The 20298-nt window shown below is 39.6% G+C and carries 12 protein-coding genes; 9 read left to right on the top strand and 3 right to left on the bottom strand.

Going from position 1 to position 20298, the window contains the following annotated elements; all coding sequences use genetic code 11:
* Positions 1 to 43 precede the first annotated feature (43 nt).
* From QPK98_RS10950 to QPK98_RS10935, 4 genes are all read left to right on the top strand, one after another.
* Positions 44 to 802 (top strand): SDR family NAD(P)-dependent oxidoreductase, encoded by a 759-nt coding sequence (locus tag QPK98_RS10950; RefSeq protein ID WP_310993377.1) that lies wholly within the window; start codon positions 44 to 46, stop codon positions 800 to 802.
* Between the two features lie 510 nt (positions 803 to 1312).
* On the top strand, positions 1313 to 2449 hold the full coding sequence (locus QPK98_RS10945) for an ATP-binding protein (protein ID WP_310993376.1): 1137 nt from the start codon (positions 1313 to 1315) through the stop codon (positions 2447 to 2449).
* A 3-nt stretch (positions 2450 to 2452) separates the two neighbouring features.
* A complete protein-coding gene (locus tag QPK98_RS10940) occupies positions 2453 to 3178 on the top strand; it encodes a metallophosphoesterase family protein (protein WP_310993375.1) in 726 nt (241 codons plus the stop codon).
* Positions 3179 to 3242: 64 nt separating this feature from the next.
* Entirely contained in the window at positions 3243 to 4232 is a 990-nt protein-coding gene (locus QPK98_RS10935) for an acyl-ACP desaturase (RefSeq protein WP_310993374.1), read from the top strand.
* Positions 4233 to 4349: 117 nt separating this feature from the next.
* Here QPK98_RS10935 and amaB read toward each other — a convergent pair whose 3' ends face one another.
* Entirely contained in the window at positions 4350 to 5906 is a 1557-nt protein-coding gene (gene amaB, locus QPK98_RS10930) for an L-piperidine-6-carboxylate dehydrogenase (protein ID WP_310993373.1), read from the bottom strand.
* A 58-nt stretch (positions 5907 to 5964) separates the two neighbouring features.
* Positions 5965 to 6507 carry a 3-hydroxyanthranilate 3,4-dioxygenase gene (locus tag QPK98_RS10925; RefSeq protein WP_310993372.1) on the bottom strand — a complete coding sequence of 181 codons (543 nt, stop codon included), beginning with the start codon at positions 6505 to 6507 and terminating at the stop codon, positions 5965 to 5967.
* Between the two features lie 319 nt (positions 6508 to 6826).
* Between QPK98_RS10925 and QPK98_RS10920 the strand changes: the two genes are divergently transcribed.
* The 3 genes from QPK98_RS10920 to pbpC all read left to right on the top strand — a co-directional run bounded on the left by QPK98_RS10920 (position 6827) and on the right by pbpC (position 16759).
* On the top strand, positions 6827 to 7927 hold the full coding sequence (locus tag QPK98_RS10920; protein WP_310993371.1) for an isoaspartyl peptidase/L-asparaginase family protein: 1101 nt from the start codon (positions 6827 to 6829) through the stop codon (positions 7925 to 7927).
* Positions 7928 to 8547: 620 nt separating this feature from the next.
* A complete protein-coding gene (locus QPK98_RS10915; RefSeq protein WP_310993369.1) occupies positions 8548 to 14208 on the top strand; it encodes an alpha-2-macroglobulin family protein in 5661 nt (1886 codons plus the stop codon).
* Positions 14209 to 14455: 247 nt separating this feature from the next.
* On the top strand, positions 14456 to 16759 hold the full coding sequence (pbpC, locus tag QPK98_RS10910) for a penicillin-binding protein 1C (protein WP_310993368.1): 2304 nt from the start codon (positions 14456 to 14458) through the stop codon (positions 16757 to 16759).
* Between the two features lie 52 nt (positions 16760 to 16811).
* Here the strand turns inward: pbpC and QPK98_RS10905 are convergent, their stop codons facing one another.
* The gene (locus tag QPK98_RS10905) at positions 16812 to 18335 is read right to left on the bottom strand and encodes a T9SS type A sorting domain-containing protein (RefSeq protein ID WP_310993366.1); all 1524 of its coding nucleotides are present in this window, start codon (positions 18333 to 18335) and stop codon (positions 16812 to 16814) included.
* A gap of 325 nt (positions 18336 to 18660) precedes the next feature.
* Here QPK98_RS10905 and QPK98_RS10900 point away from each other — a divergent pair, with 325 nt between their 5' ends.
* Together QPK98_RS10900 and QPK98_RS10895 are read left to right on the top strand one after the other, a co-directional pair.
* Complete coding sequence (locus tag QPK98_RS10900; protein WP_310993365.1) at positions 18661 to 19149, top strand: GbsR/MarR family transcriptional regulator; 489 nt, start codon at positions 18661 to 18663, stop codon at positions 19147 to 19149.
* A gap of 11 nt (positions 19150 to 19160) precedes the next feature.
* Positions 19161 to 20291: an efflux RND transporter periplasmic adaptor subunit gene (locus QPK98_RS10895; protein WP_310993364.1), complete on the top strand. Its 1131-nt coding sequence runs from the start codon at positions 19161 to 19163 to the stop codon at positions 20289 to 20291.
* Positions 20292 to 20298: the final 7 nt, after the last annotated feature.

The raw sequence follows: 20298 nt of genomic DNA, 5'->3' as shown, positions 1-20298 counted from the left end.
GTAATTATTGCGCATAGAAGAAATAAAAATTAAACGAAAACATATGAAAAAGACAGCATTTATTACCGGAGCAACTTCGGGTATTGGAATGGCAACCGCAAAACATTTTGCAAAAAACGGAGTGCGATTAATTCTCTGTGGAAGGAGGGAAGAGCGATTAAAAAAGCTTTCCGATGAACTTTCGGCTTCAACCGAAGTGCTTACCTTAAATTTTGATGTTCGTAATAAAGAAGCTGTTTTTTCGGCCGTAGATTCGCTTCCGAAGCACTTTTCAGAAATAGATATTTTAATAAATAATGCTGGTAATGCGCACGGCCTGGATACTATTGAGCAAGGAAATACTGATGATTGGGACGCGATGTTAGATATAAATGTGAAGGGCTTGCTTTATGTTTCAAAGGCAATTCTTCCTAAAATGATTGAAAGAAAATCGGGCCAGATTATCAATATTGGTAGTACTGCGGGAAAAGAGGTGTACCCAAAAGGAAATGTTTATTGCGCCAGTAAACACGCCGTTGATGCCATAAACCAAGGTATGCGATTGGACCTAAACGGCAAGGGAATAAAAGTTGGCGCTATAAACCCAGGTTTGGTGGAAACCGAATTTAGCGATGTGCGATTTAAAGGCGATACCGATCGTGCCGAAAAAGTTTACCAAAACTATACGCCTTTAAAACCAGAAGATATTGCAGAGATTATATGGTTTGCCGTAACACGCCCCCCACATGTAAACATTGCAGATTTAACTGTAATGTGTTTAGATCAGGCGTCATCCACTATTGTAAACAAAGCTTCAAATTAAATGGTTCAAATAGTAGCTAAAGTTAAGGTTTGTGGATTTGAAGGTTTGAGAATTGAAAGATAATTTCTAAAGATGTTTGGAGTATAATCTAAAACGCTTCACTTCAAAAAAAGACTATAAGTGCTTCTACTGGATTTATAATGCACAGTATTTTAAAGAATCTTGACAGAATAATATTGGCTTTATATGATTTGTAGTGGATAAATTGAAGTAGAATTGTTTTGATTAATAATAAATATAGCTTTATTCTGTGTTGATTTTTGCAAATATTGATTTGGGCGGTATGTTTTGATGTTAAAACTGATTACAATTTATTCCCTAATTGGCTCCCTTCCCTTGGGGAAGGGTTGGGACTTACTGAAAATTTATAGCCGCGTCTCGTTAAACGAGATGGATGTCCTTTCTTTTAAAGGGAAGAAACTTTTACCCACTATATTTAGACATTGAACTATAATATTATAAATAATTAAAAAAATATTTTAATAAACCTGAAACCCGAAACCCGAAACCATGATCAACAAGCGTCTTCTTATTAAAAACTTACTCGCCCATAACGACGAGAGCAGTTTTTATGATAAAAAACGAAAAATTGATCTTGGCAGTAAAGAGGGAAAGGCAAAATTCTTAAAACATATTTGTGCGCTCAGCAATAGTAATCCGGCCAATAACTCGTTTATTGTAATTGGGGTTGAAGATGAAACTAATGAAATAAGGGGTGTGGATTTTTTTGACGACAGCAAGATTCAAAACCTGATAAATGCGTACCTCACAAATGCGCCTTTGATAATTTATGAAAATGTGCCTTTCCCCAATTTGCCTTCCGGAAAGGTGGTTGGTCTCGTTACAATTCGCCCACATGGAAAAATAACTTCCTTGCGTAAAAATATTTGGAAGTATTGGGGCGGCTCTATTTTTCTTCGAGACGGAAGCATTTCAATGCCAAAGGATTTTGATATTATAATTGAAGATGTTAATTCAGAAATTGTAAAATCTATTGAAAACGCCGCTAAAAACAATATAGAATTGACCTTAGATGGCGTAATGGATTTTATCAACAATCGCCATAAAGATTTAGAAAGCCATTATAAGGTTTACAAAGAGCAATTTGTGGTCTGTTGGGCAGGGAAATTGAAGAAAATTAGAGATAAAACATACTACTCGCGGGTTGATATTGAGCTGATCAATGAACAGGTGCAACTCTTTTATTCCGATCTGGACGAGGTGAGCATTGTCTTTACAGATGACTATTTTAAAACGGTAGAATATGTACATTTGGGATTGAATGAGGAATTTAAATACTATCCGTTGGAAGAGGTTACCATTCAATTTAACGAAAACGGTTCCTATCAAATGAATTCAAACCTTTTGTTTGATCCGCCACGTTTCAACAAAAAATCCCTATACCATATTTACAATGCCAACAATGCGGTAATGAAAAAGCTAAAAAAAGGAGTTCCGCTTAGTAATGCTGAAGAAAAGGATCTTCGCAACCTGCCTTCAACCTATTTAATTTGTTATTTGAATGATTTTGAGGAGGCCAAGGAAAAACTATGGGAAGCTAAAACGATTTTGCGGGAATATGATGCAAGCACCTATCAACTTACAAAGGAAGCCTTGCGAATTTTAAGAAAAGTTAGTTATAATTAATTTATGAGAACAGTTGTAATAGGAGACATTCACGGCGGGTATAAAGCCTTGAAGCAGTTAATTGAAAACGCAAACCTTCCATTGGGCACTACCTACATATTTGTTGGAGATTATGTAGATGGTTGGAGCGAATCGGCTGAGGTAATTGCATACTTAATCAATTTTTCGCAAGAGAATACCTGTGTTTTTGTTCGCGGCAATCACGATGAGTTACTCTGTAAATATTTAAAAACGGGCGATGATAACCCCATGTGGCTCAGTCAGGGCGGGGAGAGTAGTGTGCAGAGCTATTCAAAACTTTCAAAAACCGAAAAGCGCATCCACCGTCGGTTTCTTGAACGTCTTAAAAATTATCATGTTGATGAAAAAAACCGACTTTTTCTACATGCGGGGTTTACTAACCAACATGGTCCCCAAAATGAATATTACCCCAATCTGGTTTATTGGGATAGAACTTTATGGGAAATGGCTTGTGCACTGGATTCAACTATTTCAAAAGACGACAGCAGATATCCAAAGCGTTTAAAACTTTTTAAGGAAATCTACATTGGCCATACTCCTGTTACGCGGGTTGGTTATGATAAACCCGTTAATTTTGCCAATGTTTGGAACGTTGATACCGGCGCTGCGTTCAAGGGTAAAATCTCAATGTTAGATGTTGATTCTAAGGAGATATGGCAAAGTGAAGCCGTTCATTCGCTTTATCCGGACGAAAATGGCAGGAATTAAGACTTCTTTATTATAGATTTCAGCATTCCCTTACTATATTTGTTATTACCTTTAAAAATACAACATGGCACTTAAAAACATACGACTTGAAGTAATGCAAACCCTGGAAAAGGAAGTTGGCAGCTATATAGATCAATACCTTATTCCACCTGAGAAAATTTGGCAACCCACTGATCTTCTGCCTAACTTTCAAGAAGAAGGGTATATGGATGAAGTACATCAAATTCGTGAAGAAGCCAAGGAATTGGGTTATGACTTTTGGATTGTACTAGTAGGCGATATGGTTACAGAAGAAGCATTACCAACCTACGAAAGTTGGTTGATGGATATGGAAGGTATAGACCAACATGGCCGTAACAGCTGGAGCTCATGGATTCGTCAATGGACGGGTGAAGAGAACCGACACGGCGATACATTGAACAAATATTTGTATTTATCTGGAAGGGTAAATATGAGAGAGGTAGAAATAACCACGCATCATTTAATCAATGATGGTTTTGAGGTAGGTACAGGTCGCGATCCATATAGAAATTTTATCTATACCAGTTTTCAAGAGCTAGCCACTAATATTTCGCATGGTCGCGTGGGCAAAATAGCCAAAAAACGAGGGAATAAGTCACTTGCTAAAATGTGTAATCTTATTGCCGGAGATGAAATGCGTCACCATTTGGCGTATCGTCATTTTGTAAAATCAATTTTTGAATATGATGCCAGCGAAATGATGCTTGCCTTTGCCGATATGATGAAGAAGAAAATTATTATGCCGGCTCAAAACCTGCGTCAAAGTGGTGGTAAAATGGCATCTGCTTTTGATGATTTTAGTAATGCAGCACAACGTTTGGGAGTTTATACTACGTACGATTATATAGATATTCTTGAAAAATTGAATGCCCATTGGGAAATTTCAAAAATGACAAACCTTACCGATGAAGCTGAAAAAGCGCGTGACTATTTAGTTAGGTTACCATCAAGAATGCTTCGTATTGCAGACAGAATACAAATTCCTGAAGACGCAAACCGCTTTAAGTGGGTAGAACCGAATGGGATAGTGTAGTCTCCACCCAACCCTCCCAAAGAGGAGGAGCTGAAATTAAAAAAACCTCAAAGTTCTAGAACTTTGAGGTTTTTTACGTTTAAATTACTTTATTCCCCTTCTGGGGTAGTGCTTGACTTATAAATCAAACTTAATACCCTGTGCTAAAGGAAGCTCAGTTGTATAGTTGATTGTATTGGTTTGTCTGCGCATATAAACTTTCCAAGCGTCGCTTCCACTTTCGCGGCCGCCACCTGTTTCTTTTTCGCCACCAAAAGCGCCACCAATCTCGGCTCCGGAAGTTCCGATGTTTACGTTTGCAATTCCGCAATCTGAACCTTCTACAGATAGAAAACGTTCTGCTTCACGCAAGTTGTTAGTCATAATTGCAGAAGAAAGACCTTGTTTTACACCGTTTTGTAAATCTAGGGCATTTTGCAAATCGCCTTTGTATTTCATAATATACAATACAGGTCCAAAAGTTTCGTGCTGTACAATATCATAATGGTTTTCTGCTTCGGCAATAGCTGGTTTTACGTAGCATCCGCTTTCGTAGCCTTCGCCTTCCAAAACGCCACCTTCAACTAAAATTTTACCGCCTTCTTTTACCACTTCTTCCAATGCTGTTTGGTAATTTTTTACCGCGTCTTTGTCAATTAGAGGACCAACGTGGTTGTTTTCATCCAACGGATTACCAATTTTAATTTGCTTGTAGGCATCAACGATCGCATCTTTTACTTTATCATAAACATCCTCATGGATAATCAAACGACGTGTAGAAGTACAACGCTGGCCACAAGTTCCAACGGCTCCAAAAACAGCACCGATCACGGTGTTTTTAACGTTTGCATCTGGTGTAACGATAATTGCGTTGTTTCCACCAAGCTCCAATAAGGATTTTCCTAAACGCTTAGCAACCGCTTGGGCTACAATTTTACCCATTCTAATAGATCCGGTTGCAGAAATTAATGGTACGCGTTCATCATTGGTCATCATTTCACCAACTTTATAATCACCGGTAATTAAGCAAGAAAGTCCTTCTGGCAACCCATTTTCAGAAAATACGCGAGCTGCAATATTTTGACAAGCTACACTTGTAATAGGTGTTTTTTCAGATCCTTTCCAGATACATGCATCACCACAAACCCAAGCTAGCGCAGTGTTCCAAGACCATACGGCTACTGGAAAGTTAAATGCTGAAATTACACCAACAACGCCAAGCGGGTGGTATTGTTCGTACATTCTATGGCCAGGGCGCTCAGAATGCATTGTCAATCCGTGTAGCTGGCGCGAAAGACCAACTGCAAAATCACAGATATCTATCATTTCCTGAACTTCGCCCAAACCTTCTTGGTATGATTTTCCCATTTCGTAAGAAACCAATTTTCCAAGCGGTTCTTTTAAACGGCGCAATTCGTCATTAAACTGTCTAATAACTTCACCGCGTTGTGGAGCTGGCATCGTGCGCCATTCCTTAAAAGCTTTATTTGCAGTGGTTATTACTTTTTCGTAGTCTTCTTTGGTGGTAGATTTAACCTTTCCTATCAATGCGTTATCAACGGGAGAGTAAGATTCAATGATTTCACCGTTTCCGAAAAAATCCTTCCCGGTAGAAGTACCGTGGTTTATATCTTTGTTTAACCCTAGCTCTTCCAGGGCCTTATCAATTCCAAAATTTTTTGCAATTTCACTCATCAATCTTTATTTTTCTAATTAATAATCAAACGATTGCGAAATTAATAAAAATCAATGGTTATTCCTCGTCAGAAACAAAACGTTTGTCGGCTTCCATCACAGTACCGCAGTTGTCGCATGTGCGCAGCTCTTTGCTTGCGTAAAAATGCTTAAAATGCTCTAGGAAATCGGTTTCAATATTGCTCAAGGGGAAGTAAACCTCATAGAGCTTGTGGTTGCAATTGTCGCAAAACCAGAGTAGGCCATCTTCTCCTTTTAGGTCCGTGCGCTTTCGCTCAATCACCAAACCGATTGAACCGGCACTTCTGGCGGGGGAATGCGGTACTTTTCCTGGGTGTAGATACATATCGCCTGGCCCGAGTTCCATTACTTTCTTTTCGCCGTTTTCTTGAATGGCCACCTGGATATTGCCTTCCAATTGATAAAAAAGCTCTTCAGTTTCGTTATAGTGATAATCCTTACGGGCGTTTGGTCCAGCAACAATCATGACAATATAATCGCCAGAATCCACATAAAGGTTCTTGTTTCCCACGGGTGGTTTCAACTTATCCCGATTTTCTTCTATCCATTTATTGAGGTTGAAAGGTTTTTTGATTGCCATTGTTTGTATATTTAAGGTCGTGTTTGTTTCAGTAAAGTATTATGGCGATATAGATTTTAAGAAGCATTTATGCGTCATTTCAAATCATAATCGGTATAACTGATTAGTAAAAATACGGGAAAATGCTTTAAATGAAAAAGGAATGAAGAAAAGAAACAAGACCGCTATGCTTTTGGAATCGCTATGCTTTTGGAATCAAGAAACAAGACTTGATTCTTAGCGTATTGAAATTTGAATCACAATTTTACGATTGTGCTAAATATCAAAGTTAGACCTTATGAATTAAAAATTAGCACCTCACATTTATCAAAAAATAATTATGAAAAAGATCTTATTTTACTTTATCACTATCATCGTAATAATAGCCTGCGACAACAGAGAAAAATCTGTCGCCGAAAAACCAAAGCCTTCAAACAGCACTTCAGCAGAGAAAGATAACTTCGGAATTGTAATTCACGGCGGCGCAGGTACAATCCTGAAAGAAAACATGAGTGATTCTCTAGAAACAGCTTATAAAACTAAACTAAAGGAAGCTATTATGGTAGGTCATGAAGTTTTAAAAAACGGTGGCACTTCTATGGAAGCCGTTACTAAAACCATCAACGTAATGGAAGATTCGCCACTTTTTAACGCTGGAAAAGGGGCGGTTTTTACACACGAAGGAAGAAATGAGCTTGACGCTTCCATAATGGATGGCGCTACGCTGAATGCTGGTGCAGTGGCAGGAATTCGGCATATCAAAAACCCTATTGATCTGGCTCGGGACGTTATGGGAAAAAGCGATCACGTTCTGCTTTATGGAGCAGGAGCCGAAGAATTTGCGAAAAGTTTGGATTATAAAATGATGGATACCTCATATTTTTATACGCAAAATAGGCACAGGTCTTTACAAAGGATTTTGGAGAGGGAAACGGCCTTTCGGCACACTCCTTCGGAGCATTCAGGGGCCTTAGCTCGGTTGAAATCGAACAATTTTGAAGATCCGTATATAAAAGATTCAAAGTTTGGGACTGTAGGTTGTGCTGCGCTCGATAAACACGGTAATCTTGCTGCGGGAACCTCAACTGGCGGAATGACCAACAAACGCTGGAACCGAATTGGAGATTCGCCAATTATCGGGGCTGGAACCTATGCCAATAATGCCACTTGTGCGGTTTCTTCTACTGGTTGGGGCGAATTTTTTATTCGATCGGTGGTTGCGTATGATATTTCTGCCTTGATGGAATACAAGGGATTGAGCCTCCAAGAGGCCGCGCGGGAAGTAATTCAGAAAAAAGTGCCAGATTTAGGAGGTGATGGTGGTATTGTTGCCATCGATAAAGATGGAAATGTAGCGATGGAATTCAATACTGCCGGGATGTACCGTGCCACGATGAATTCTGAAGGAGAATTGGTAATTGGGATTTATGATAAAGAGTAGGAAATGGGGCTAAAGCCCCCTAATATCTTGCTTTTTATCCCCCAGCTGAAGCTGGGGACAATGTTAAAACAAACTCTGAAATAAGGATTGCGTTTTGTCGTGTTTTAGTCATTGCCCCGTGCTTTAGCTATTGCCCCGTGCTTTAGCCCGGGGTTCACAAGCTCAGGTTGTGCATGGGCTTTAGCCCAACCCGCACATTGAAGATTAATAAAAGGATTGGGCTAAAGCCCAGTTTTAAACACCCAATCTTAACCCCCAGCTGAAGCTGGGGGCATTCAAAAAAAATAGCAACAGTTTAGAATAACCCTGCGGCTTTAGCCATTGCCCCGTGCTTTAGCCCGGGGGTTAAAATGTTCGATGCCTTCACGGGCTTTAGCCCAACTCCCTTCCCCTGAATAAATCAAATCGCTAAAACCTAAAATTAATCTATACCAATGAAGCAAAATTATTGGAATAACCTCTCGGCTTTAACCATTGCCCCGTGCTTTAGCTCGGGGAAAAAAATCTTCAAAGAAAAGGGGCTTTAGCCCCATCCCTTTCCGAATTCCAACTTTTTCTGGAACACCAATTGCAGTACATCCATTTTTCCATTACTTTTAAATTTTCCAAAAATTGCCTTTATGAAACACCTTCACCGTTTATTGATTCTTTCTTTAGTGATACTTGTCGCTTCTTGTGAGGACAATAACAAGCATTCAGAAACCGATAACTTGTTTAAATTTAAAGATTATATTTCATATAACACTTATGGAAATAAATCGGTGGCCACGGATATTCGCATTGAACTGGCAAATCCGCTGGAGCAGTTTGAAATGACTCAGGAACTTGAGGCCGAAGACTATTTGAGTATTTCTCCCAATACCAAGGGGAAACTAATAGTTGAAAACGGAAAAACCTTAATTTTTCAGCCTTCGGAAAATTTAAAACCCGATACGGAATACAGCGTTACGGTAAAACTCGGAAAACTTTACGAAGACATTTCAAAAGAATTCAAAACCTACACTTTCAGTTTCCACACCATTACGCCCAATTTTAAAGTCGATTTGGATAAACTGCAGTCCTACAGCAAGAAATTTCAATATGTCAATGCCTCCATCGAAGCCTCGGATGTTATTTCGTTAGAAAAGGCGAAGCAATTGGTTTCCGCTTCGCAAGATGGCAATACCTTAAAGCTGGAATGGAACGCTGAAGCAGCCGATGCACAATACTTTAACTTCACCATAGATAGTATCAACAGGAAAATGGACGACTCTGAAATTCTTATCAAATGGGATGGTAAACCTATTGGGGCCGAAAGCAAGGGCGAAAATACGTTTAAGATTCCGGGGCAAAACAATTTTACTATCGTTGATATTGGTAGCACAATAGCACCTTCAGCAGTATTGAGCATTAACTTCTCCGATCCGTTAAAACAAGATCAAGACTTTGCGGGATTGGTAACTATGGAAAAGACCAATAATCTGCGATATGAGGTTGATGGCAATGTATTAAATGTATATCCGCCAAATCGCGTGGTGGGTAATGTAAAAGTGACAGTTTTCACGGGAATTAAAAACATGGAGGGCATTGGTTTAAAAAATGAATTTTCTGAATTGGTTTCCTTTGAGCAATTAAAACCTGCTGTACGCATGATTTCAAAAGGGGTAATTCTCCCAAACTCTACTTCAACGCCTGTTTATTTTGAAGCGGTAAACCTTTCCAAAGTTGATGTTAGGGTTATAAAAATTTATGAAGACAATGTGCTGCAGTTTCTTCAAAACTATAATTTAAATGATCGGAATACGTATGATATTCGTCGTGTTGGAAGACGAATTGCCAAAAAAACCATTTCGTTAAAAAACGAGGGCTTGGGGAATAATGATACTTGGAAAGCCTATGCCGTGAATCTCTCGGAATATTTTAAGGCAGATCCCGGAGCTATATACCAACTGGAGTTTAGTTTCAAAAAAGATTACATCACGTATGATTGTGCCCAATCTGCTTCTACGGAAGTCAGTAGCGGGGAGAATGACAATAGTGATTATTATGAGCAAAACACTAATTATGAAGCGGATTCTTTTGAAGATGAAGAGCTTCGCGAACAACGCTATTGGGATAATGAGCTTTATAGTTGGCGAAACTATGCCTATAATTGGAAGCAGCGCGACAACCCGTGCCATCCTGCTTATTATAATCAGGATCGCGTAGTAACTGCCAATATTTTGGGATCAGACTTAGGGATGATTGTAAAAAAGGGAAGCAATCGCTCGTATCATTTTGTAACCACCAACCTCATTTCAGCAAAACCGGAAGGCGACGTGAAAATCAAGCTTTTCAACTATCAACAACAACCTATTGCAACTGTTACATCGCAAAGTGATGGAATGACCCTTTATGACGGCAATAAAAATGTAGCCTTTGCCGTGGCCCAAAAAGGCAATAATTTTGCTTACGTAAAGCTGGAGGACGGCAATGCGCTTTCCATGAGTAATTTTGATATCTCAGGGAAAAAACTTCAAAAAGGCTTAAAAGGATATACCTACACCGAACGTGGTGTTTACCGCCCAGGAGACAGCATCCATCTCACTTTTGTCTTAAATGACAACGCCAACCCACTACCAAAAAACCATCCTGTTACCCTTTCGGTAACGGACGCCCGTGGAAAACTCGTCCAACGAACGACGTTAAATAATACAACCAAAAATTCCTCCCCTTTTTTAAGGGGGGGTGCCGAAGGCGGAGGGGTTTCGGGGGGAGATGCCGAAGGCAGAGGGGGACCGGGAGTTCAGGAGGGATTCTATTATTTCCCAATTGCAACCGATGCTTCTGCACCCACTGGAAACTGGAATGCTACAATTACGGTTGGCGGTGCTCAATTTAGCCATACTTTAAAGGTGGCAACGATAAAACCTAATCGATTAAAGATCAAGTTAGATTTTGAGGATGAAATTCTCGATGCAACAAAGCCTGTAAAAGGAACAGCAAGCGCTATGTGGCTTCATGGCTCGCCAGCTCGCAATTTGAAAATTGATATGACCGCAACACTTCGGGCAAGCAGTTCGGCATTTCCAAAATATTCGAAATATAACTTTATTGACCCCATTCGAAAATTTAGTGAGGTGGAAATTCCTGTTTTAGATGCGCAACTTTCTTCGGAAGGAAGTACTTCTTTTAGCAAGAATCTGGAAGTTGGAAAAAACGCTCCTGGAATGTTAAAAGCTACTTTTCTTACGAAAGTATATGAAGGTGGCGGCGATTTTTCTATGGATATTTTTTCAAAGGATTTAGCCCCATTCTCACATTTTGTCGGTTTGAAATCACCAGAAGCAGGGCGTTACGGCTCTTATTTTACGGATGAAAACACCACTTTTGATGTTATTTCTGTCAATGCACAAGGCAAACCTACTGCCAATCGAGACCTTGAAGTAAAAGTATTTCAGATTGAATGGCGTTGGTGGTGGAATCGCGGTTCAGACAATCTTTCTACTTATGAAAACGCTACGGTGCACAAACCAGTAAAGGAATTCAATATTAAAACTGATGGTTCTGGGAAAGGGAAATTCACAGTCAATATTCCAAATGAAGAAAGGGGAAGGTACTTGATTCGCGTTATCGATAAACAATCCGGTCATGCCACGGGTCGCGTTACTTACTTTTATAAAAACTGGTCGCAGCGACCAAGCGATGGCGATGCCGAAAGTGCCAAAATGCTGGTGTTTGAAGCAGATAAGGAAAAATATAATGTTGGCGAGGAGGCAGTTATAACCTTTCCTTCGGGAAGTGGTGGCAAGGCATTAATTAGCGTTGAGAATGGTACTGAAGTTTTGGAAACACATTGGATTGAAACCAAAAAAGGAGAAACCAAGGCCGTCATTAAACTTACTGAGGAAATGGCGCCCAATATTTATGTGAATATCTCCTTGCTTCAGCCGCACAATCAGACAAAAAACGATTTGCCAATGCGGCTCTATGGGGTGATTCCCATTACGGTTGAAGATGCCTCAACCATTCTTTACCCAAAGATTACAATGCCAAAAGTTTTAAAACCAGAGGAGAAATATACCGTAAAGGTTTCCGAGGAAAATAACAGCCCCATGACCTATACTTTAGCTGTTGTTGATGAAGGCTTATTAGATTTAACCCGTTTTGCAACTCCTCCAATCCACGAGGCTTTTTACAGTCGTGAAGCGCTTGGCGTGAAAACTTTTGATATGTTCGATTATGTAATTGGTGCATACTCCGGCAGTGTGGATAATATTTATGCAATTGGTGGAGGCGATGCTGCTTTGGGTGCAAAAAACCGAAAGGCAGACCGTTTTAAACCCGTTGTAAAATATCTAGGGCCATTTGAACTCGCGGCAGGGAAGACCGCAGCCCATGATTTATTGATGCCAAATTATGTAGGTTCGGTCCGGACTATGGTAATTGCGGGCGACAACTCCAAAAGTGCCTATGGTAATGCAGAAGAAACTACGCCCGTTCGCACACCGCTTATGGTGTTGGCTTCGCTTCCGCGGAAATTATCACCAGGTGAAACTGTTACCCTTCCCGTTACCGTTTTTGCTATGGAAAACAAAGTTAAAAATGCTACGATAACGGTAAAAACTGGTGATGCCTTAAAACCGATTAATGGTGCTTCAAAAACTGTTTCATTTAGTGAACCAGGAGAACAGATTGTAAACTTTGAATTTGACGTTCTACCGACCAACGAATTCCAGACCATTGAAGTTAAAGCTTCAGGCAACGGCGAAAAAGCGAATTATAAGGTTGAAATTGATGTGGAAAACCCGAATCCTATTTCACAAAAAGCCACTGATTATACCTTGGAAGCAAATGCAACACAGACCATAGATTTTGAAACTTTTGGCGTTCCTGGAAGCAATGTTGCCACTATTGAGTTTTCAACCTTGCCGCCAATGAATTTTGGTAAGCGAATGGAATGGCTTATCAATTATCCATACGGATGTTTGGAGCAGACTACCTCAGCAGCGTTTCCGCAGTTGTTTTTAGCGGACATTTTTGATATTCCGTATGACAAAAAGCGAAAAATAGAGAAAAATGTGAAGTCAGCCATCCAGCGTCTCGGAAGATTTCAGCTTGCCAACGGCGGACTCACTTACTGGCCCGGTGAACGCGAAGCCGATGACTGGAGCACTACCTATGCGGGGCATTTTATGTTGGAAGCCAAACAAAAGGGATATGCGCTTCCTATTAGTTTTATGAGCAATTGGTTACTATATCAACAAAATGCTGCCAGACAATGGCGAAACAGCTATGCAGTTTATAACTCCAGTTTAACACAGGCGTACAGGCTTTATACCTTGGCTTTGGCTGGAAAACCAGAGCTTGCTGCAATGAACCGTCTTCGGGAAAGCAAAGAATTGAGCAATAATGCCAAATGGCGACTGGCCGCGGCATATGCTTTAGCCGGGAAGAAAAATGTGGCAGAGCAGATTGCCCAAACGGCAAACATCAATTTTGTGCCCAAGCAAGCTGACTATTACACCTATGGTTCACCTTTTAGAAATCGCGCTATGGCGCTGGAAACCATGGTTTTGCTGGATAATGCAAAACAACGCAGTTTGGCAGAATCAGTAGCCAAGAATTTATCTTCCAGCCGTTGGTACAGCACGCAGGAAACAGCTTATGGCTTGATTGCCATGGCGAAAATGGTGGAGAAGAACGGCGGTAAAGCCATGGAACTCACTTTCACAAATGGTGGAAAAACGGTTGAAGTTAAAACAGATCGTGCCATTGCACAGCGAGATCTATCTTTTGTGATGGGCGGCAATTCAGTATCAGTAACCAATAATAAGGGGAATGTGGTTTACGTTACCCTTTCGCAACAGGGAAAACTGCCTTTGGGCGATGAACTTGCTGAACAGCGAAACCTTTCACTAAAATCACAATATCTGGATGGTGCCGGAAAACCTTTGGATGTATCCACGTTACGCCAAGGAACCGAAATCGTTGCAAAAGTGAGTGTTACGAATACTTCGGATGATAGGATTAATAACGTTGCCTTGACAAAGATTTTCCCAAGTGGTTGGGAGATTGTAAATACCAGTTTTAGTGAATTGGGCGGCGGGGCAAGCGGAAACGCGCGTTATACTGATATACGTGATGACCGCGTGAATTTCTTTTTCAACTTGAACACAAATGAAACTAAAACGTTCACCGTTAAATTGAATGCTTCCTATTTAGGAACCTATTATTTACCGGGAACGCAGGTTGAGGGAATGTATGACAACTCCTATTTTGCTCGAAATAAGGGAATCTGGGTAAAAATTGCCGAATTTTAACTTTGACAAAGTTTCAAACTTTGTCAAAGTTCCGCTCCATAAAGCAATTAAAAGTAACAGTGTCATGCTGAGCTTGTCGAAGCATTCTGGTAAACAAAATCGAGGTGCAGTAGAACAAGGTCTTCGACGGGTTTAGACTGACACAAGATGCTTAATTAACTACGAACATAACTTGAAAATACAATTTTTATATTCTTTTATAAAATACCACAAAATAAAACTCAGCGTCCTGCTAGTTTTATTCTTTGTGTGGTTCTTTTGTCTGCCCTCGCCATTATTTGATGTTCCCACTGCAACAATAGCCGAAAGTAGCAACGGGCAAATGCTGGGTGCACGAATTGCCGATGATGGGCAATGGCGTTTTCCACAAATGGATTCGGTGCCGGAACGGTTTGAGAAGTGTATCCTGTACTTTGAGGATGAGTATTTTTATTGGCATCCCGGATTTAATCCTATTGCCATTTCAAAAGCGCTTTGGAATAATCTTACCACCGATTCTCGACGAGGCGGAAGTACAATTACACAGCAAGTAATTCGGCTTTCAAGAAAAAATAAAAAACGAACCTATTTTGAAAAACTGATTGAAATCTTTCAAGCAACCCGTTTGGAAGCAGGTTATTCAAAGAAATCAATCCTGAGTTTTTACGCTTCCTACGCACCTTTTGGTGGAAATGTGGTTGGATTAGAAACTGCTTCTTGGCGTTATTTTGGCATTCCCGCTAGCGAATTGAGTTGGGGGCAATCTGCTGCTCTGGCCGTGCTTCCGAATGCGCCATCGTTAATATTCCCAGGTAAAAATGAAGCTATTCTGAAGAAGAAAAGAGATACATTATTGTTAAAACTCTTCAATAATAATGTAATTGATAAAACCACCTATCAACTAGCTTTAGACGAAAACCTCCCGGGAAAACCAATGCCTTTGCCAGAATTTGCATCGCATTTAACCGAAAAAATCAGAAAGGAACATCGTGGAAATCGCCAAAAAACTACTATTGATTTTGCGCTTCAAAAAAAGTTGAACAACATTGTAAAAGAGCATCATTATGTGTTGAGTCAGAATGAAATTCACAATATTGCGGTTTTGGTGATGGATGTTGATACCCGTGAAGTTTTGGGGTATGTGGGTAATTCGCCAACAACTCGAGAGCACAATAATTATGTAGATATTATTGAACGATCACGAAGTACGGGCAGTATATTAAAACCTTTTCTTTTTGCCTCGGTTTTGGATGCCGGAGAAATACTTCCAAACACTTTGGTGGCCGATGTTCCTACAACGGTAAATGGTTATAGTCCTGAAAATTTCGACAAAAAATTTAATGGTGCGGTGCCTGCGAGCTTAGCCTTGTCGCGTTCGTTGAATATTCCTTCGGTTAGAATGTTACGTGATTTTGGGCTGCAACGCTTTTATAATATTCTGGCAAAAACCAATCAAAAAGCTGTTGATAAACCGGCCGATTATTATGGATTATCAATGATTCTTGGCGGCGCAGAAAGCAGTTTGTGGGATATTACAAAGGCTTATGCGGGAATGGCTTCAACCTTAAACTTCTTCAATAATTCTTCTAGTGAATATAGAGAAAATGAATTTATCGATCCTGTTTATGTTAAGGGGCATGACAAAATTGACCCAATAGCTATCGAGATTGGAAAAACTAAACAAAACCCTGCTGTTTGGAATGCAGGTGCCATTTATAAAACTTTTGATGCCATGCAAAACGTAAATCGGCCTTTGGGTGAAGAAAGCTGGGAGTTTTTTACAAGTAGCCAACCTATTGCTTGGAAAACCGGAACAAGTTATGGGTTTAAAGATGCTTGGGCGGTTGGCGTTACCCCTAAATATGCAATCGGGGTTTGGGCAGGCAACGCAACTGGAGAAGGTAGACCAGGATTAACTGGTATTCAAGCCGCAGCGCCCATTTTATTTGATGTATTGAATATTTTACCGAAAAGCGGTTGGTTTCAAATTCCTTATGATGAATTGATTGAAACTGAAATTTGTACAAAAAGCGGCCATTTGGCGAGTGTTTTCTGTGAAGAGACGCAAATGGAATGGATTCCAAAAAACGGAATACGCACCGAAGCTTGTCCGTATCATCAAAAGGTGTTTTTGAACGAGACTGAAAATTATCGCGTTAATTCGTCTTGTTATCCGCTTTCAAGAATGGTGCAAAAAAACTGGTTTACACTTCCGCCGGTAATGGAGTATTATTATGCCTCGCTTCATCCAGAATATAAGCCGTTACCACCGTTTGCACCTGGATGTTTAAAAGCCGGGGAAAGCTTGATGGCTTTTATTTATCCAAAGCGTAACGAAACAGTACTGCTTCCGAAGAACTTTGAAGAAAATATAAATGAAGTGATTTTTAAACTAGCGCATCGTTCCCCGGAAAACACCGTGTATTGGTATTTAGATTCAGAATATATCGGTAAAACTGAGACTTTTCATGAGTTGGCTGTTTCGCCTAAACCTGGAACCTATATTTTAACAGTTGTGGATAGTGAAGGGAACGAAATGAAAGAGAACATAAAGATTGAGGTTATTCAATAAAAAAAGAGACTACTTTTACCGTAGCCTCTTTATAGTTTAACTTCTGAAGAAATTATTGCTTTACGAAACGTATAGCGTTTGCTTTATTATCAGAATTAAGTTTTAAAACGTAAGTACCGGGGGCCAATGCTGAAACATTGATAGTACCAACTTTTTGAATTTCGGTGGAAATTACTCTTTTACCCAACACATCAAAAACGTCAATTTGATACGTTGAGGTAGCATCGTTCAATTCTAGCGTTAGTTGATCTGTTGCAGGGTTGGGATAAAGATTAAATTCAAGATTTTGAAAATCTTCGGTTCCTACCATTCCATCATTTAGGAAACGTGTAACCACAAATTCTGAATCGGATCCTGAAGCAGTATATGAATAGCCAGCAACAATAATTTTTTCATCTGCTTGAAGAGCAATAGCTTCTCCATAATCTTCACGACCATTTACGTCAATACTTGTCATGCCCTCGTCTCCAAAGCTAAAATCGGGGAAACCATCTGTATCAAACCTAACCAAAGCCGAGTTGTATTCGCCGTTTAATACTGTAGATCCAACCAAAACAGGCTTTTCATCGGCCTGCAAAACCATTTCAGAAGTATAGTTTGCGCCATCTACCAAGCGTGCAGTACCAACTCCGTTATCTCCATAAGAAGTGTCAAGACTACCATTAGTATTCAATTTAGCTACAAAAAAGTCGTGTCGTTGTTGGGCGTTTGCGATCCATTTATGACCAGCAATCAAAATTTTTCCATCACTCTGTATTGCAATACTTTCACCAAAATCGTTCCAGTCACCTACATTAAAAATCACCTTCCCATTTGTTCCAAAGGAGCTATCTGGATTACCGTCGGCAGTAAGTCTTGCGGCAGTTATTTGAAAACGATTATCGGTATTATGGGCAAATCCGGAGATTACAACTTTGTCGTCATTTTGAATTGCTATATCTGTGGCAAAACTCTCAGCATTTTCAAAGATAAAAGTGTACCATCCATTTATACCAAAAGTTGAATCTACGCTACCGTCAGCATTGAATTTGGCTACTGCGAAATTATTATCTCTGTAACCAGCCACTATTATTTTACCATCGTCTAATAATGAGATTTTTTCAGATACATCGGCTTCGGATGTTATAATATGAGCAATACCATTTGTTCCGAAAGTATCATCAAAGCTGCCATCCTCATTAAGACGAACCAGTGCAAAATTTCCAGATTCATTGTCCCAAGTACGTCCGCCAATAACAATTTTTCCATCGGGTTGCTGTGCTAGGTCCATAATGAAGGATTTAACCGCGCCTACGTTAAAGTGCAAGTTTCCGCCGTTGCCGAAAGATGAATCTAGAGATCCGTCTGTGTTATACCTGGCGATTGCCATTCTAAAGTCTGCTGGAGTTCCAGCATTGCCAGCCACTACTATTTTTCCGTCGGCTTGGACTATTGTAGCTTCAGCAAAATTGTAGTTTGGGTCTATTGCCGTTGTGACAATTCCGTCCGTTCCAAACGTGGGGTCAAGGGTGCCTGGTTGGGCTAAAGTAACCGATGTGGTCACTATTAATAGAAGTAGGGTGTAAAGTTTGTTCATGATAAAATATAAGTTTGTTAAATTATTTGGCAAAGATATTAACTTCATAAACCTACCCTATAAAAAATAGATGTTTAATAGCTTGAAAATAAGTAAGGTATAGATTTATGCATTGTGGTATTTATATAAATCATTCCGTTTGGAAATACGGAATCTGAATGAGACTCCCAATTTGTTAGGTTTTCTTAATTTTTAATGCCAATCACTTAGATATGAAGTATTTTTCTATAAGCTAAAAAATATTAACAAAAATTTAAACTCTGTTTGGTTCGGTTTTTTGCGAACCAGCACTATCTTTGCCGCTTTGTTAATAAATTTAGATGTTTTGAATAGGAGGAATGAACTAATTGAAAAAATGGGCGTGCACTTGGAGAGTAAGGAACAATTAGCTCCTTTGGCCGCTCGTATTCTTGCAAATCTGGTGTTGAAAGGCAGAAAAGGAGAAACATTTGAGAATCTTGTCTGTGATCTTAAAGCGAGTAAAAGCACCATATTTACACATCTTACAACATTACAGGCTTCGCATAGGATCACCTATTACACCAAACCAGGCGATCGTAAAAAATATTTCATATTAAGTCCGAATGCTCTAATCAGATCCATGGATGAGATACTTCAGAATTGGAAAGATGAGCGTGAAATTCATATAGAAATTGTCAATTATAAAAAAGATGTCAACAAGGATTTACCTGAAGACTCTGATGAACGATTTGATTTAGGTTTCCACAATGAATATTTAAACTATTTGGAGCAGGCCAAAATCCTGATGGAAAACCTGAGAACTCGATTAATTGAAAACCATAATCACCACTAATATAATTTAAAATGAAAAAAATACAATTCACTTATTTGCTTTCCGGTATGGTGGGCATTTGTTTATTTTTTGTGAGCTGTGGCAATGATAAAGGCCAAGCGCAACAAGCACCGCAGGCAATGCCTTATCCTGTGGTTACCATTCCTACGGAAACGGTAACAGCATATACTACGTACCCTACGAGTTTAGAGGGTATCGTAAACAGTGAAGTGCGCGCAAAAACGTCTGGATATCTTACTGATGTGTTGGTTGATGAAGGGCAAAAAGTGAGGAAAGGCCAAACACTTTTTAAGTTGGAAACTCAGTCTTTAAGTCAGGATGCCGCAGCTGCAAAAGCAAATGTTAATGCTGCGCAGGTTGAGGTTGATAAACTAAAGCCTCTTGTGGAGAAAAATATTATTAGTGGTGTGCAGTTGGAAACCGCCAAAGCAAAATTAGCCCAAGCCAAAAGCGGCTATAACGCTATTGCCGCTAATATTGCTTATGCTACTGTAAAAAGTCCGGTAGATGGTTATGTAGGTTCTATTCCTTTTAGAGAAGGAGCCTTGATTAGTCCTACTTCGCAAGTTCCATTAACCACGGTAGCCGATATTGATAAAATTTACGCTTTCTTTTCCTTAAATGAAAAAGCCTATTTAGATTTTATTGAAACCAATGAAGGAAAAACATTGGAAGATAAAATTAAAAACTTACCTAAAGTTCGTTTAATATTGGCCAATGGTAGTCTTTATGACCAAGAAGGTACGATAGAAACGATAAACTCGCAAGTAGATCCTTCTACGGGAACAGTGTCGTTTAGAGCGGTTTTTGACAATCCAAATCGTATGTTGTCAAGTGGTTACAGTGGTAAAATACAACTTCCAAAACAGTATGATGATGCCATCGTAGTGCCTGCTGCTTCTACTTACGAAAGACAAGGGGTTACATACGTATATAGAGTACAGGGAGATACCTTAGCGGTTTCAAACTCGATAAATATTTTGGATCGTGTAGATAATATTGTTGTGGTTAAGGACGGGATAAAACCCGGTGAAAAAATTGTGGCCAAAGGCGTAGGGAAGTTACGGGATAAAACACCCATTGTTGCACAACCTGTAGCATTTGATAGCATAGCAAAAGGATTAGACAAAGTATTCAAATAAGAAGAAA

Origin of the sequence: Aequorivita marina, from assembly GCF_031631895.2 — a bacterium.
Classification (GTDB): domain Bacteria; phylum Bacteroidota; class Bacteroidia; order Flavobacteriales; family Flavobacteriaceae; genus Aequorivita; species Aequorivita marina.
Note: the sequence above shows the minus strand (reverse complement) of the source record. Positions and strands in the feature narration are given on the sequence as shown.

Coding starts and splice junctions, on each gene's coding strand:
- QPK98_RS10895 (WP_310993364.1), top strand. CDS start 19,161: ATGAAAAAAATACAATTCACTTATTTGCTTTCCGGTATGGTGGGCATT.
- QPK98_RS10940 (WP_310993375.1), top strand. CDS start 2,453: ATGAGAACAGTTGTAATAGGAGACATTCACGGCGGGTATAAAGCCTTG.
- QPK98_RS10925 (WP_310993372.1), bottom strand. CDS start 6,507: ATGGCAATCAAAAAACCTTTCAACCTCAATAAATGGATAGAAGAAAAT.
- QPK98_RS10950 (WP_310993377.1), top strand. CDS start 44: ATGAAAAAGACAGCATTTATTACCGGAGCAACTTCGGGTATTGGAATG.
- QPK98_RS10905 (WP_310993366.1), bottom strand. CDS start 18,335: ATGAACAAACTTTACACCCTACTTCTATTAATAGTGACCACATCGGTT.
- amaB (WP_310993373.1), bottom strand. CDS start 5,906: ATGAGTGAAATTGCAAAAAATTTTGGAATTGATAAGGCCCTGGAAGAG.
- QPK98_RS10915 (WP_310993369.1), top strand. CDS start 8,548: ATGAAACACCTTCACCGTTTATTGATTCTTTCTTTAGTGATACTTGTC.
- QPK98_RS10920 (WP_310993371.1), top strand. CDS start 6,827: ATGAAAAAGATCTTATTTTACTTTATCACTATCATCGTAATAATAGCC.
- QPK98_RS10935 (WP_310993374.1), top strand. CDS start 3,243: ATGGCACTTAAAAACATACGACTTGAAGTAATGCAAACCCTGGAAAAG.
- QPK98_RS10945 (WP_310993376.1), top strand. CDS start 1,313: ATGATCAACAAGCGTCTTCTTATTAAAAACTTACTCGCCCATAACGAC.